Raw genomic sequence first — 14927 nt, 5'->3', positions numbered from 1 at the left:
GAGTATTAAAACTCGCCTTGGAACCATTTTGTAACACGGTTCCACCAACTCCCCTCTGCATCTACTTTCGACTTCTGTGCATTCATCGATTGTAGTGAACGGCCGTATTGTAACAAACCTACCGCCGTTGCATATGCAGGGTCATCCACATAATCTGTTAACCCCTTAATGCCAATTGGTTTCCCTATTCTTACTGGCATTTGGAATATATCTTCTGCGACTTCTTGTGCACCTTGCATCTTGGCACTGCCGCCCGTGATAACAAGACCTGCCGCAATTTGATCTTCAAAACCTGAGCGACGCAATTCTTCTTGCGCAAGCTCAAACAGTTCTCTAAATCTTGGTTCTACCACTTCAGACAAAGTATGACGAGACATTACCCGAGCAGGACGTCCACCAACACTTGGTACTTCGATGGTTTCTTCGCTTGATGCCATTTGGCTCGACGCGAAGGCATATTGTACTTTCAGAGACTCGGCATGCGAAATAGGTGTTCTAAATATTTTTGCTATATCGCCAGTGACCTGATTACCCGCAACCGGGATCACGGCAGTATGACGCAGCGCCCCATTCACATAAATCGCAATATCCATGGTGCCACCACCGATATCTAATACCGCAACACCAAGCTCTTTTTCATCTTCAGTCAACACCGAGTAACATGACGCCAAGGCGTTAAACGTTAATTGGTCTACCTGTAAACCACAGCGTTCAACACACTTTTCAATATTTTTTGCCATGTCATTCGAACACGTAATGATATGTGCTTTCGCTTCCATCCTTACGCCACTCATCCCCAGAGGGTTTTTGATCCCCTCTTGCATGTCGATGCTATATTCTTGCGGCAATGAGTGCAGCATTTTTCGTTCAGCAGACATAGGCACAGAACGTGCAATATGGATAACATTGGCAATATCATCGTCTGTGACTTCAGCATTGTTAATTGCCACCACGCCACTTTCATTTTGACACTGAATATGTTTGCCTGAGATCCCCAAATAAACCGAGCTTATTCTGCAATCAGCCATTAGCTCTGCTTCATCTACAGCGCGTTTAATAGACTCAGAAACGAGGTCTAAATCGTTTACCCCGCCCTTATCCATGCCGTGAGACTCTTGGCGTCCGACACCGACAATACTAAGTTGATTGTCCACAGTGATCTCCCCAACTGTGGCGACGACCTTTGATGTGCCAACATCTAATCCAATCACTAAGTTTCTTTCTGCCGACTTTGTCATGCTTCACTCTTGTTATTTTGTTGTTCTTGCTGCTCAGTAGGTTCTTTCCAACTCACTGCCAGTCCCGTGTCGTAGCGTAAATCAATGACATCGATTACTTTTCCTTCAGGGCGTTCCATACGTGGATACACGTCGATAAAACGTTGTACTCGTTTGGCTTTGTCTTCACGCCCTAAATTTAAGCGGATCCCATTGTCCAGCCATAGCTGCCAAGCAAATCGTTCCGAAAGCGCTAAACTTTCCAACGTAAACTGATTTACCGCCAACAAGGCTTTAAACTGCTTAAATGTTTGCCATGCTTCTTCAGCACTCCCTTCAGGGCCGTATAATTCAGGCAGCCCTTGCGGCAATTTGTTACTACTCGCTTGGAATACTTCGCCATCATCATTGAGTAATGAATCGCTATTCCAATGCGCAACCGGCTGATGTTCCACTACATAGACTTGCAGCGTATCCGGCCATTGTTTTCTGACTGACACTGTCGCAATCCAAGGCAAAGACTTTACCGCCTTGTGGACTGCTTTTACATCAAGCTCAAAAAAACTATTTAAATCTGCGGTTTTAATTGCCGCCACAATGTCATCTTCATTGGTATAATGCGGTTTACCGAGCACTTTGAGTGTTTTTATTTGCGCATCATGATGTGCAACTAACCAATCACTTACCCAGTATGTTCCTCTTACCAATGTAAAAATCACCACAAAGAAGAAGCTAAGTCCCCAAAAAAGGGGCCAGTTCACTCTTGAACCGATCAGCTTCAACCCTGCCAAAAATGCTCGCATATTAAAGCGTTTGCTCCAAAATGCGAACAACTAATTGTTCAAAACTTACACCCGTTGCTTTTGCTGCCATCGGCACCAACGACTTTTCAGTCATACCAGGTACAGTATTTACCTCGAGTAGATAGAAATGACCTTGCTCATCTTGCATGGCGTCAACACGTCCCCAACCAGTGGCACCAACCAATTCAAAAGCGTGCTTTGCCATCACTTGTAATTGCTCAGTGTGTGCAGCGCTAATATCCGCCGGACAATAATACTCGGTACTGTTGACTTGGTATTTCGCTTCATAATCGTAAAAACCACGAGGCGTACGCATTTCAATAACAGGCAATGCCTCTTTACCAAGCATAGACACGGTAAACTCACGTCCAGTGATCCATTGTTCAACGAGAACTTGATCGTCAAACTTAAAGGCATTATTTAATGCCGCAGTCAGGGTTTCTTCGCTGTCTGCCTGAGCCATACCTATGCTTGAGCCTTCGTGACTTGGCTTTACCATGACTTTGCCAAACTCAGCGATTAGCGCCTTAGCATCAAAACCCGTCTCTTTGCTTACAACAGCATAAGGTGCCGTACTTAACTTGGCAGACTGAAAAAGATGCTTACAGCGGACTTTATCCATTGCAAGCGCACTACCAAGTACACCGCTTCCTGTATATGGTATCCCCATAAACTCAAGCGCACCTTGAATAGTGCCATCTTCACCGCCACGGCCATGCAGTGCAATGAATACGCGATCCACACCTAGGTCTTTCAGTTGCCATAAATTACGTTCTGCTGGATCAAAAGCAATCGCATCAACACCTTGATTGACGAAGGCATTTAACACTGCATTACCGGATTTTAGCGACACCTCTCGCTCTGCTGAACTACCGCCAAGTAATACGGCTACTTTTCCAAACTGACTACTCATAATTCACTCTGTTTTAACTGCGCTATCGATAGCCCGGTAGCGGCTAACTGCTTCACGATCTGACCTATATTGCCGGCCCCTTGCGTCAACACTAAATCACCATCTGCCATGGTGCTTGCCAACACTTTCGCCAATTCACCATGGTCACTGATATGGATCGGCTCAACGCCACGTTGACGGAGACTACGGCACAAACTTTTACTATCCGCACCAACGATGGGCGCTTCACCGGCACTATATACATCTAACAGCAGTAGTTTATCAACATCGCAAAGCACTTTTACGAAATCTTCATATAAATCGCGTGTTCGACTATAGCGATGTGGCTGATAAATCATAACCAAACGCTTATCAGGCCAACCAGACTTAGCTGCTTTTATCGTCATCGCAACCTCAGATGGGTGGTGACCATAATCATCAACCAACATCACCTCTCCCACTTCATTATTGAATGAGCCGTAATGCTGGAAGCGACGTCCCACACCTTCAAAATTGGCTAATGCCTGATAAATCGCTTCGTTTTCAATATTGTGATCTTTTGCAACCGCAATAGATGCCAAGGCGTTCAATGCATTGTGCTTACCTGGCATATTTAGCCTCACTTCAAGTAGCTCACCGTCTTTGGTTCTGACTTTAAAGTGTGATTCACTTTGTGTTTGCTTGAAGTCCAGTAACTGATAATCCGCGTCGTTAGCCTCACCATACGTGATTGTTGGCCTTGCAAAGCGTGGTAATAATTCTCTCACGACTGGCGAATCGATACACACCACCGCCAGGCCATAAAATGGTAAGTTATGGATAAACTCGATGTAGGTGTCTTTCATTTTTTCGAAGTCACCATCGTAAGTATCCATGTGGTCTTCTTCGATATTTGTTACCACCGACACCATCGGCTGCAAATGCAAAAACGATGCATCACTCTCGTCCGCTTCTGCGATAAGGTATTCACTGCTGCCGACTTTGGCATTACTGCCAGCACTATTGAGCAAACCACCAATAATAAAGGTTGGATCCAGCTCAGCCCGCGCAAAAATACTCGCAATCAGGCTCGTCGTTGTGGTCTTACCATGTGTTCCTGCCACCGCAATCCCGTGACGAAAGCGCATCAACTCAGCGAGCATTTCGGCGCGACGAACGATTGGCGTACGGTTTGCCTTCGCCGCTTGGATCTCTGGGTTTTGGTCATTGATTGCACTCGATACCACAACCACATCGGCCATTTTTACATTTTCAGCCTGGTGGCCGATAAAGATCTCGGCGCCCATATTTGTTAGTCGCTCTGTCATCGTACTTTTGGCGATATCTGAGCCTGTAATTCGGTAACCTTCAAAGGCCAGCACTTCTGCAATCCCACCCATACCAGCACCACCAATTCCGATAAAGTGGATGGTGTTGATACGTCGCATTGCTCTTCTGCTTGAAGCTTCCATTTAATATCCTAGTTCGATAATTCTGTACAAATTTGGGCAACTTTCGCTGTTGCCTCCGACTTGCCGCATTGTCTCGCTTTTGCTGCCATCGTCGCAATTTTTTGCGGCTCAATAACAAGTGGCTGCAGTGTAGTTGCTAGCGTTTCTGGCGTCAGTGCTGTTTGCTGCAATATAAAAGCAGCTCCAGCAGACACTAAAAATTGCGCGTTAGCCGTCTGGTGATCGTCAACTGCATGTGGGAAAGGCACAAAAATCGCCGTTTTCCCAGCTGCGGCTATCTCACTTACGGTCAACGCACCGGCGCGGCAAATAACCAGATCAGCCCAAGCGTATGCGGCGTCCATATCATGAATGAACTCGCTGACCTCAGCATTAATGCCCGCACTTTCATATCGTTGTTGTGTATCGTCTTGGTTATGTTTACCGCTTTGATGACGAATATTTAATCCGATACTGGCCACCTGTTGCTTTAGTAACTTGAGTCCTTCTGGTACGGTTTCATTCAGTGCCTTTGCTCCCAATGAACCACCGACAATTAATAGATTTAACGGCACTGAAACGGGTTTATCGCTAATTTCAGCAACGCTTGCACGTACCGGATTTCCCACAACCTGAGCGAGCTTTTCACTGAATGCGCCGGGAAAACCCGCCAATACGCGACTTGCAATTTTCGCCAGCAACTTATTACTCATACCCGCAACTGCATTTTGCTCATGGATCACCAAAGGGATCCCAAGCAGTTTCGCAGCAACACCTACAGGGCCAGTTACATAACCGCCCATGGCTAACACCACATCAGGTTTACGCTGTTGTAAAATACGCTTTGCTGCAAGTACCGCTTTTAAAACCATAAATGGTGCGGTTAGTAATCGTTTGACCCCGTTACCTCGGACGCCTTTCATGGCAATAAAATCAATTTCAAAACCGTAACGCGGCACCACATCGGCTTCCATTCGGTCCGCAGTGCCAACCCAGCTCACTTGCCAAGCCTGCGCTTGTAAAAATTGTGCCACTGCAATACCTGGAAAAATATGTCCACCTGTACCGCCCGCGACCACTAGAAGACGTTTAGTCATCGTCTACCTCCACGGGATGTTGCCTGTCTTGTCGACATTTTTGTCTCAAAGTCTATGCGCTGTAAAATACCTGCCGCAATTGTCATAACCCAAAGACTCGACCCACCGTAAGAAACAAATGGCAGTGTTAAGCCTTTAGTAGGTAAAATGCCGGCGCTCGCACCAATATTAACGACTGCCTGAAAGGCAAACCAAATACCAATGCCCAGGGCAAAATACCCTTCGTATTCTTTGCCTGCTTTAAGGGCCTTTTGCCCGATAAAAAGCGCTCGAGTAACTAATATTCCGAGTACAATAATAATGCTAAATACACCAATAAAGCCCAGTTCTTCGGCAATTACAGCGAAAATAAAGTCATTATGTGCTTCCGGCAAATACTGTAGCTTTTGTATGCTATTACCCAAGCCTTGACCAAACCAGCCTCCTTGGCCGTATGCCATTAGGGATTGTACCAATTGATAACCGGCACCAAATGGATCTTCCCAAGGGTTTAAAAAGCCCACGACACGCTTCATACGATATGGCTCAATGATGATAAGCAGTACCACCAAAGAGACACCGGTAAGCATTAAAGTAAAAAACTGCCAAAGCCTTGCACCGGCTAAAAACAACAGGCCAACGGTCGTCACAAACATAACCACCACAGTGCCTAAATCCGGCTGCATCAAAATTAAGAACGCATACACCGCAAACACAATCATTGGCTTGGCAAAGCCTTTGATGTTTTCTTGTACTTCATCGCGTTTACGTACCAAGTAGCCGGCAATATAGCTGAAGAAAAATAGCTTAGATGCCTCCGCTACTTGCAAACCAAAAGGACCAAGCGGGATCCAGCGCCTTGCACCATTTACTTCGCGACCAATAATGAGTACCGCCACTAACAGTACCAAACCAAAAAGCAGCAAATATGGATTACTGCGTTTCCACCAAGTCATTGGCACACTCGTCGCAAACCAAAAGAGAATAAACGAGCCCACTAAAAAGATAACGTGGCGAATAGTAAAGTGAAAAGGATTATCAAATAGTCGCTCGGCAACTGGCATAGAAGCGCTTGTCACCATTACAAATCCCACTCCAATAAGCATGAGCATGCAGTACATCAAAGGTACGTCAAATAAGCTCTCGGACTGGCGAGGCGTTAGCGCCTCTTTGATATCAGCGACATTAATCAAGCATGTTCCCCCACTAAACGGACGAACTCATCCCCTCGCGCCATATAGTTTGGATACATATCTATGCTGGCACAGGCTGGTGCTAATAGCACAATATCGCCATTAGTCGCTATCGTTTTTGCCGCCAACACGGCTTCTTCCAGATTGTGGACTTGATGGCTATTGCGCAGCAGTGGCATAAACTGTGCGCCGTCTTGTCCGAAACAAAATAGCGCTTTGCAATGCGTAGTGAGTGGCGTCTTGAGTGGTGAAAGATCTGCCCCTTTCGCATCACCACCCACGATCAAAATAATATTTTTGCGACCTGAAGCTAAAGAATCAATGGCGGCGACCGTCGAGCCAACATTCGTTGCCTTTGAATCGTTGAAGTAACGAACCCCTGCAACATCGGCAACTAACTGACAACGATGAGGTAACCCCGTGAAACTCGCAAACGCGCTGGCAAATGCCTGCATAGGTAATTGCATCGGCGCTAATAACGCTAATACCGCCAAGGCGTTAAATTGATTATGTCGCCCCACCATCGCCAACGTTTTTACCGCTAGCAGTGGTGTTTGTTTGTGTGCAAAATGCGGCTCACCGTCAAAGGTCATTAAGTGATAATCCCCCTCAGTGAGGGATACACTGCTGCCTTGCCCATGCTGCGCAAAGGTATAATGATCTTCAGCATTAAAGACAATATGCTCAACATGCTGGTAAATACGCTGCTTCGCTTCAATATAAGCTTGAAAATCAGGATAGCGATCCATGTGATCTTCAGTAATATTGAGGATCATTGCCGACAAACAAGCCAAGCTATGAGTGGTTTCAAGCTGAAAACTAGACAGCTCGAGCACATAAACATCATGCGGCTGCTCTAACAACGACAACACAGACGTGCCAATATTGCCGCCAAGTCCAACTTTTAAGCCTGCGGCTTTCAATACTTCTGTCGCGAGCGTAACAACGGTGGACTTACCGTTAGAGCCCGTAACGGCAATTACTGGACGGGTATTAAGGCGTGCAAATAGCTCGATATCGCCGATGACTTCAACGCCTTCGGCAATGGCTGCGGCAACGCTCTGTTCAAATAACGGGATCCCTGGGCTAATGATAATCAGATCCGTTTGCGCTAAAGCGGCATCAGCAAGATTGCCAAATACCGCTTCACATTCAGGTGCGTTGTGACTTAGCCAGTCCGAGCCCGGAGGCACTGGACGACTATCAACCACTTTTGGATTAATACCGTGCGACAGCAGAAAACGCACAATCCCCTGTCCTGTGACTCCAAGTCCCAGTACTGTGACATGCTTTTTCTGTAATTGCTCAATATACGTCATTATCTAATCTTCAACGTCGCAAGGCCGGCCAAAACCAAGATAATCGAGATGATCCAAAAACGGACTATCACGCGCGGCTCAGGCCATCCTTTTAATTCGTAATGATGGTGAATAGGGGCCATTCTAAAGATCCGCTGACCTCTGAGTTTGTAAGACCCTACCTGTAAAATCACGGATAATGCCTCCATCACAAATACACCGCCCATAATGATAAGCACTAACTCTTGGCGTACTAAAATAGCGATGATCCCGAGTGCACCACCCAACGCCAATGAACCCACATCGCCCATAAAAACTTGTGCCGGATAGGTGTTGAACCATAAGAAACCAAGACCTGCGCCGACAATCGCAGTACATACCACAACCAATTCACTTGTGAGTGGTAAATGAGGAATATGAAGGTAGCTTGAGAAATTCGCATTACCGGTAACGTAAGCAATAATAGCGAGTGCTGAGGCAACCAAAATGGTCGGAACAATGGCAAGACCATCCAAGCCATCTGTTAGATTAACTGCGTTTGACGTACCCACAATCACAAAGTAGCTCATGACCAAATAGAACAAACCAAGTTGTGGTAACACATCTTTCAAAAATGGCACGACTAGCGTGGTTTCCGCAGCGCTGGTGGACGTAAAGTACAAAAATGCCGCGGTAGATATCGCAATGACCGACTGCCAGAAGTACTTCCAACGTGCAATTAGGCCTTTACTGTCTTTTCTGATCACCTTACGGTAATCATCAACAAACCCAACAATACCTAAGCTGCCAATGACAAATAACGTCACCCATACATATTTGTTGCTAAGGTCGCCCCACAGTAGCGTACTGGTAAAGATCGCAGCCAGAATTAAGAGTCCACCCATGGTTGGCGTACCCGACTTAGACAAGTGCGATTCAGGGCCATCATCACGTACGGTCTGACCAATCTGCATACGCTGTAATGCAGCGATGAGTTTAGGACCAAAATACAACGAAATCATTAACGCCGTTAAAATGCCTAAAATCGCCCTCAGGGTAAGGTAAGAAAATACGTTAAACCCAGAATAATATTGGGTAAGATACTCGGCTAGCCAAACTAACATGATACTTCTCCTGTCTCGCTATCCGACTGGCCAGCGTTTACTAATTCTTCAACGAGCAGTTCCATCCGCGCACTACGTGATCCTTTAACAATAACGGTGCATTGCCCTGATTGCTCGGCCAATACAACCCGTAACGCCTTCATTAAATTCTCGCGAGTCGAGAAATGACGATTTGGCTTTTCAAATACATTGCTAGCGCAACTACTCAGCACCCCCAATGAAAACAATTCATCAATGCCTTGCTGCTTAGCATACTCGCCGACTTCACGGTGATATTCGCGGGCATCTTCACCCAGCTCTGCCATATCACCCAACGCCAATACTTTATAGCCAGACATAGACGCCAATAAATCAATCGCCGCGTTGACAGACTTCACGTTTGCATTGTAGGTGTCATCGACCACACGCAGCGTATCCGAGACTTGGATCATGTTGACACGGCCCTTTACTTCAGCCATTTGTTCAAGACCCGTTGCCACCTCACTTAAGCTTGCGCCCAGTTCAGTTGTCAATGCTGCCGCAATCAGCGCATTGCCAACGTTGTGCTGGCCACTAAGCGGTAAACTAATGGTGGTACGCTCTTCACCCTGGCATAGCGTGAAGGTAGGGCGAGCTAGCTCATCCAACTCAATTGCTTCCACCCATATATCAAGCTGAGCATTTAAGCTATAACGTTTCACTTTAGAAACAGCTAAGCTTTCCTGCCACATCTGAGCATAATCACTATCCGCATTGATGACTGCGACACCGTCAGCTTTTAGGCCCGAGAAAATCTCACCTTTCGCTTTTCCTACGCCATCAATTGAACCAAACCCTTCGATGTGGGCTGGTGCGACATTACACACTGTCGCCACGTCTGGGCTCACTAATTCTGTGGTATAAGCAATTTCACCCAAGTGGTTAGCGCCGAGCTCTATCACCGCGTATTCATCATCTTCACTTAAGCGCAATAGCGTCAACGGTACCCCGATGTCGTTATTAAAATTACCTTTAGTAGCAAGGACTTTGCCTTTTTGCGCCAAAATCGCTGCACACATTTCTTTCACTGTGGTTTTACCGACACTGCCAGTAATTGCAATGGTTTTAGGGGCAACGGTTTCAATTACTGCTCGACCAATTTGGCCTAAAGCAATGCGCGTATCTGCAACAACAAACTGTGGTAAATCGATATCTTCATCGTGCTCAGAAACAATAGCTGCAATAGCACCTTGCGCTTTGGCCACATCCAAAAAGCGGTGGCCGTCAAAGTTAGGCCCTTTAAGTGCTAAGAACACCTCACCAGACTGTATTGTTCTGGTATCAGTATTAATATTGGCGACTGCCAAATTCTCCCCGTCGTAAGGGGTTTTTAAGACTGCTGCAAGCCAAGAAAAATCCATCTTGATCATGCCTTTTCCCCTCGTAAAATCGCTGCAACGCATTGCCTATCACAAAAATCAATGCGCTCAGTACCTATAATTTGATAATCCTCGTGCCCTTTCCCCGCTATTAGCACCACACTGTTTTCATCAGCTAGGTCTATCGCGTGTTGAATGGCTAGCCCTCTATCAGGCTGGCAGACAGCATACTCAGGGTGGATGAGTCCTGCCTTAACGTCATCAATGATTAAATTAGGATCTTCACTTCGTGGATTATCGCTGGTGATCACCAGTTTATCTGCATATTTCTCCGCAGCTCGCGCCATTTCAGGACGCTTACCTTTATCTCTATCACCACCGCAACCAAACACACAGATAAGATTACCCGGTACATGTGCTCGCAAGGCTTGTAGTGCAAGTGCCAAAGCGTCTGGGGTATGGGCATAATCAACAATACAGGTAGGCTTTTCAGGGGCACTAAATGGCTGCATGCGGCCTGCAACTGGCGCGAGCTGGCTGCAAGCTTCGCTTAATGCATCAAGACTTGCACCTTGCAATAGTAAAGTCGCAATCGCAGCAACTAAATTATAAAGATTAAACTCACCATACAGTGGCACATTGACTTCACATTCACCCCAGCTGGTTTTTAATGTCGCTGTTAAACCGTTTGGGTGTGCCGACACGGCATCAAAGAATACGTATTGTTGGTAGCTATGCGCTTCACTCCAGCGACCGTAAACAACCACGGTGTCGTCATTGAATTCAGCAGCCCAACTAGCCCCCACTTCATCGTCAATATTGATGACTTTGTGAGTTGGCGCACAGCGAGTAAATAGTAGTTTCTTGGCTTCTGCATAGCTTTGCATATCACCGTGATAATCTAAGTGATCGCGCGTCAAATTGGTGAAAACAGCCACATCAAAGTCGCACTCATCAACTCGACCTTGCACCAAACCATGGGAAGAGACTTCCATCGCGACTTGCTCATATTGTTGCTGTAAAAACGCCAAAATACGTTGTAAATCTACGTTTGACGGCGTGGTGTTTGCCAGCGGAATAAGGCTGTCTGGTTGACCATAACCAAGCGTACCTATCACAGCACCAGCACTACCGGTTAGGCTAGCTAAATTGGCAATCATCGCTGTCGTGGTAGATTTACCATTGGTGCCAGTAACGCCTGTGAGTTTGAGCTTTTTACTCGGGTATGCATAAAACTGCGCTGCAATTGCCGCCAACTTATCAGCAAGATTGTCGATAAAAATCGCTTGCTCCGGGGCAATATTAAGCTCGCTTCCCGTTTCTGCAAGCACACATTTAGCGCCTTGCGCAACGGCACTAGCGGCATATTTAGCACCATCTTGGGCATGACCTTGCAGTGCAACAAAACAATCACCCGGCTCAATCGCTCGACTGTCTATGCGTAGGTGCTCAACCTCAACAGCGGCAATATTGACACCATAATCACTGAGTACCTGAGCCAGATCACGCATCGTTATCTGCTCCCGAAATATAAGCTACACGCTCTTTATCAGGTGCTACGTTTAGAATTCTCAGTGCATTAGACATAATTTCAGCAAAAGCAGGCCCTGCGGTTTGACCGCCATAGTAAACATCTCCCGCCGGTTCATTAACCATCACCACAACCGCAAGCCTTGGGTCACTTACCGGTGCAACGCCCGCAAAGTAACCAACGTACTCATCACCATAACCACCCGCCACGGCTTTTTCTGAAGTACCTGTTTTACCAGCGGCACGGTATCCATCAACTTTTACGTTGTGGGCTGTACCACCACGTTCAAATACTGACTCCATCATCTCTACCACGGCATGTGTATCTTGCTCGCTAAAAATACGCTTACCTTCAGGAATTTCATCTTGCTTCACAATTGTGAGTGGTCGCAAGATACCACCGGCTCCAAACATGGCGTAAAGTCTCGCCATTTGTGCGGTACTTACTGATACCGCATAACCATAAGAAAGTGTTGCAATTTCAAAGTTAGACCAACGGCGGTTTGGATAAAATAAACCTGCGCTTTCACCAATCATGTTTGAGCCCGTTGGCTCACCAAAGCCCACTTGTTGGTATAGATTGATAAAATACTCTTTTGGCAGCATCTGCGAGATCTTCGCAACTCCCATGTTACTGGAGATTTTAAGGATCTCTCTTAAGCTCAGCTCACCATTGTTGCGAGTGTCTTTCACTAAGCCACCGCTTAAGTTCATCCAGCCCGGATAAGTATCTATCGTGTCTGTTGCCTTAACTGCACCATAATTTAAACCAGCCAATACCGCTAAAGGCTTTAAGGTTGAACCGGGTTCAAATAGGTCAGTCATAGCACGATTACGACGTTTATAAGGTGCAGCAGTACTTAGGTCGTTAGGATTAAAGCTTGGGCTATTCACCAAAGCTAAAATCTCGCCAGTGTGTACATCAACAACTATCGCCGAACCAGAGGTAGCTTTATAGCTCAGTACCGCCGACTTTAACGCGCGGTAGGCAATGGCTTGGATCCGTAAATCAATACTCAGGTAAACATCTTCTGGCTCGACACGCTGTTCTTCTGAAAGTACTTGTACTTCACGACCTTGCGCATCTTTTCGAATGGTGCGTTTACCAGCAGTACCGGTTAATGCAGAGTCGAACATACGCTCGACGCCTTCGATACCTTTGCCATCAATATCGGTTACGCCAATCATGTGCGCCGTTACTTCGCCGCTTGGGTAAAAACGTTTGGACTCGTCAAGCAAGTGCACGCCCGGCAGGCGCATTTGACGAATATAGTTGGCAACAACCGCCGTCACTTGACGCTTCAAATAGACAAAACGACGGCTTGGGTCTCCCCTAAGCCGTTCATCGACATTTTCTGGTTTAAGTCTGAGCACATCTGCAAGCTCTTTCCACCTGAGCTCATCATCGTACCAAGCTTGTTTCCGTATTTTCAGCTCAGCATCGTTTTGCTCTAACGCTTTATAATCTTCACCTTCTTTACGGGCTTTACGTAACACTTTTTTGGCAAGTGCCTTATCAATGGCAAGGGGATCTGCATAAACGCTCACAACCGGCACACTCACTGCCAGCTCTTTGCCATTACGGTCGAAGATCATGCCTCGTTGGACATTGAGTTTCTCAACCCGTACGGTGCGCTTATCATTTTCTTCAATGGCCTTATCAGGCTCAATTACTTGCAAAAATGCAGCGCGTGCAACCAGCGTCATAAAAACGGTGAGCATCACGCCGCAAACTAGAGCAAAGCGCCAGGTGATAATAGATTGAGTTTTTTGCTTTTGTTTATTCATGGCAGCACAATCACCTGTTCATCTTTACTGGTTGGGCGTTTCATCTCTAACTGCATCTTGGCTATCTCTTCAATCCTTGCATGCTGGGAGTAAAACTCTTCTTCCACAACGAGATATCGCCATTGTAGGTCTAGCTCATCGCGCTGTTGCAATAACTCATCCTGCTGTATCAATTGCTGGCGAGTTAAATGGGTAATTTGCACTACCGCGAGTGCAGAAATCAAAATCGTAAGTAGCAAGAATGCCGTCAACTTATTAGCAATGATGTAATAGCCTATTTCTACAAATAGATTCGGTTGACGTTGCTTACTTGCATTCATTAGAGCTTCTCCGCCACTCTTAATACTGAGCTTCGCGAGCGTGGATTTTGTGCAATCTCTGCATCGCTAGGCTTAATGGCTTTACCCACTGCCTTTAAGGTGAGATTTTGTTTAAGTTGTTCATCCGTTAAAGGCAGACCTCTGGGTATCGCCTCTCCCTTACTCTGCTTCTTAATAAACTGCTTTACAATGCGATCTTCTAGAGAATGAAACGAGATCACCACTAACCGACCACCAGGTTTTAATACCTCAAGTGACGCTTGCAATGCAGTCTGAATTTCTTCTAACTCACTGTTAATATAAATACGAATAGCTTGGAAAGTACGTGTTGCAGGATGCTTGTGTTTATCTTTGACAGGCACAGCTTCATCAATCAGTTGTGCTAATTGCGCTGTCGTAGTAATCGCGGTGTGCTCGCGCACTTCAATGACTTTACGAGCAATACGAGTAGCAAACTTTTCTTCGCCATACTTTTTGATCACGAATACCATTTCTTCAAGCTCTGCTTCAGCTAGCCACTGTGCAGCGCTGCGACCTGAATCAGGATCCATACGCATATCTAGTGGCCCATCTTTCATAAAGCTAAAGCCACGGTCTGCATCATCAAGCTGAGGGGAAGACACACCAATGTCCAACAAGATGCCATCAACCTGTCCTAAGATACCGGCTTGTTCCGCGACAGATTTAATTTGCGAGAAGCGGCTTCGCGCTATAGAGAAACGCGCATCATCGGCAAACTTTTCAGCCGCCTTAATTGCTTGAGGATCTTGATCTATGGCTTGTAAACGCCCAGTCGACAATCTTTTGAGGATTTCACCTGAGTGCCCACCACGACCAAATGTCCCGTCGATATATATACCTTCAGGGTTAATTGCTAGGGCATCTAGGGTTTCGGTCATTAATACCGAAATATGCTTAAACTCTTCGCTCATTAATTTGT

13 protein-coding genes are annotated in these 14927 nt (G+C 46.2%); all 13 read right to left on the bottom strand.

Annotated elements, in window-relative coordinates; all coding sequences use genetic code 11:
• Nucleotides 1-5: 5 nt before the first annotated feature.
• Genes ftsA through rsmH form a run of 13 tightly spaced genes read right to left on the bottom strand, consistent with a single transcriptional unit; the run spans nt 6 to nt 14919 of the window.
• Nucleotides 6-1238 carry a cell division protein FtsA gene (ftsA, locus tag NO992_RS14070; protein WP_010605798.1) on the bottom strand — a complete coding sequence of 411 codons (1233 nt, stop codon included), beginning with the start codon at nt 1236-1238 and terminating at the stop codon, nt 6-8.
• Nucleotides 1235-2020, bottom strand: coding sequence for a cell division protein FtsQ/DivIB (locus NO992_RS14065; protein ID WP_010368642.1), 786 nt, complete (start codon nt 2018-2020; stop codon nt 1235-1237). Before NO992_RS14065 ends, ftsA begins: the two co-directional genes overlap by 4 nt.
• 1 nt (nt 2021) lies before the next feature.
• Nucleotides 2022-2933: a D-alanine--D-alanine ligase gene (locus NO992_RS14060; RefSeq protein WP_017217162.1), complete on the bottom strand. Its 912-nt coding sequence runs from the start codon at nt 2931-2933 to the stop codon at nt 2022-2024.
• Nucleotides 2930-4363: a UDP-N-acetylmuramate--L-alanine ligase gene (gene murC, locus NO992_RS14055; RefSeq protein ID WP_253104146.1), complete on the bottom strand. Its 1434-nt coding sequence runs from the start codon at nt 4361-4363 to the stop codon at nt 2930-2932. Before murC ends, NO992_RS14060 begins: the two co-directional genes overlap by 4 nt.
• Before the next feature lie 8 nt (nt 4364-4371).
• Nucleotides 4372-5439, bottom strand: a complete 1068-nt coding sequence (gene murG / locus NO992_RS14050; RefSeq protein WP_253104143.1) for an undecaprenyldiphospho-muramoylpentapeptide beta-N-acetylglucosaminyltransferase — start codon at nt 5437-5439, stop codon at nt 4372-4374.
• Nucleotides 5436-6611: a cell division protein FtsW gene (gene ftsW, locus NO992_RS14045; RefSeq protein ID WP_069020757.1), complete on the bottom strand. Its 1176-nt coding sequence runs from the start codon at nt 6609-6611 to the stop codon at nt 5436-5438. The genes murG and ftsW overlap by 4 nt, the downstream gene beginning before the upstream one ends.
• Nucleotides 6608-7930 (bottom strand): UDP-N-acetylmuramoyl-L-alanine--D-glutamate ligase, encoded by a 1323-nt coding sequence (gene murD / locus NO992_RS14040; RefSeq protein WP_371378116.1) that lies wholly within the window; start codon nt 7928-7930, stop codon nt 6608-6610. Before murD ends, ftsW begins: the two co-directional genes overlap by 4 nt.
• Complete coding sequence (mraY, locus tag NO992_RS14035; protein WP_010368649.1) at nt 7930-9012, bottom strand: phospho-N-acetylmuramoyl-pentapeptide-transferase; 1083 nt, start codon at nt 9010-9012, stop codon at nt 7930-7932. The genes murD and mraY overlap by 1 nt, the downstream gene beginning before the upstream one ends.
• Complete coding sequence (murF, locus tag NO992_RS14030) at nt 9006-10400, bottom strand: UDP-N-acetylmuramoyl-tripeptide--D-alanyl-D-alanine ligase (protein ID WP_371378113.1); 1395 nt, start codon at nt 10398-10400, stop codon at nt 9006-9008. Before murF ends, mraY begins: the two co-directional genes overlap by 7 nt.
• Entirely contained in the window at nt 10397-11860 is a 1464-nt protein-coding gene (gene murE / locus NO992_RS14025) for a UDP-N-acetylmuramoyl-L-alanyl-D-glutamate--2,6-diaminopimelate ligase (RefSeq protein ID WP_371378110.1), read from the bottom strand. Before murE ends, murF begins: the two co-directional genes overlap by 4 nt.
• Complete coding sequence (locus NO992_RS14020; protein ID WP_010605806.1) at nt 11853-13667, bottom strand: peptidoglycan glycosyltransferase FtsI; 1815 nt, start codon at nt 13665-13667, stop codon at nt 11853-11855. The genes murE and NO992_RS14020 overlap by 8 nt, the downstream gene beginning before the upstream one ends.
• Nucleotides 13664-13987 carry a cell division protein FtsL gene (gene ftsL / locus NO992_RS14015; protein ID WP_010368658.1) on the bottom strand — a complete coding sequence of 108 codons (324 nt, stop codon included), beginning with the start codon at nt 13985-13987 and terminating at the stop codon, nt 13664-13666. Before ftsL ends, NO992_RS14020 begins: the two co-directional genes overlap by 4 nt.
• Nucleotides 13987-14919, bottom strand: coding sequence for a 16S rRNA (cytosine(1402)-N(4))-methyltransferase RsmH (rsmH, locus tag NO992_RS14010; RefSeq protein WP_010368659.1), 933 nt, complete (start codon nt 14917-14919; stop codon nt 13987-13989). The genes ftsL and rsmH overlap by 1 nt, the downstream gene beginning before the upstream one ends.
• Nucleotides 14920-14927 lie beyond the last annotated feature (8 nt).

It is taken from the genome of Pseudoalteromonas sp. DY56-GL79, assembly GCF_041414765.1.
Lineage (GTDB): Bacteria > Pseudomonadota > Gammaproteobacteria > Enterobacterales > Alteromonadaceae > Pseudoalteromonas > Pseudoalteromonas piscicida.
Note: the sequence above shows the minus strand (reverse complement) of the source record. Positions and strands in the feature narration are given on the sequence as shown.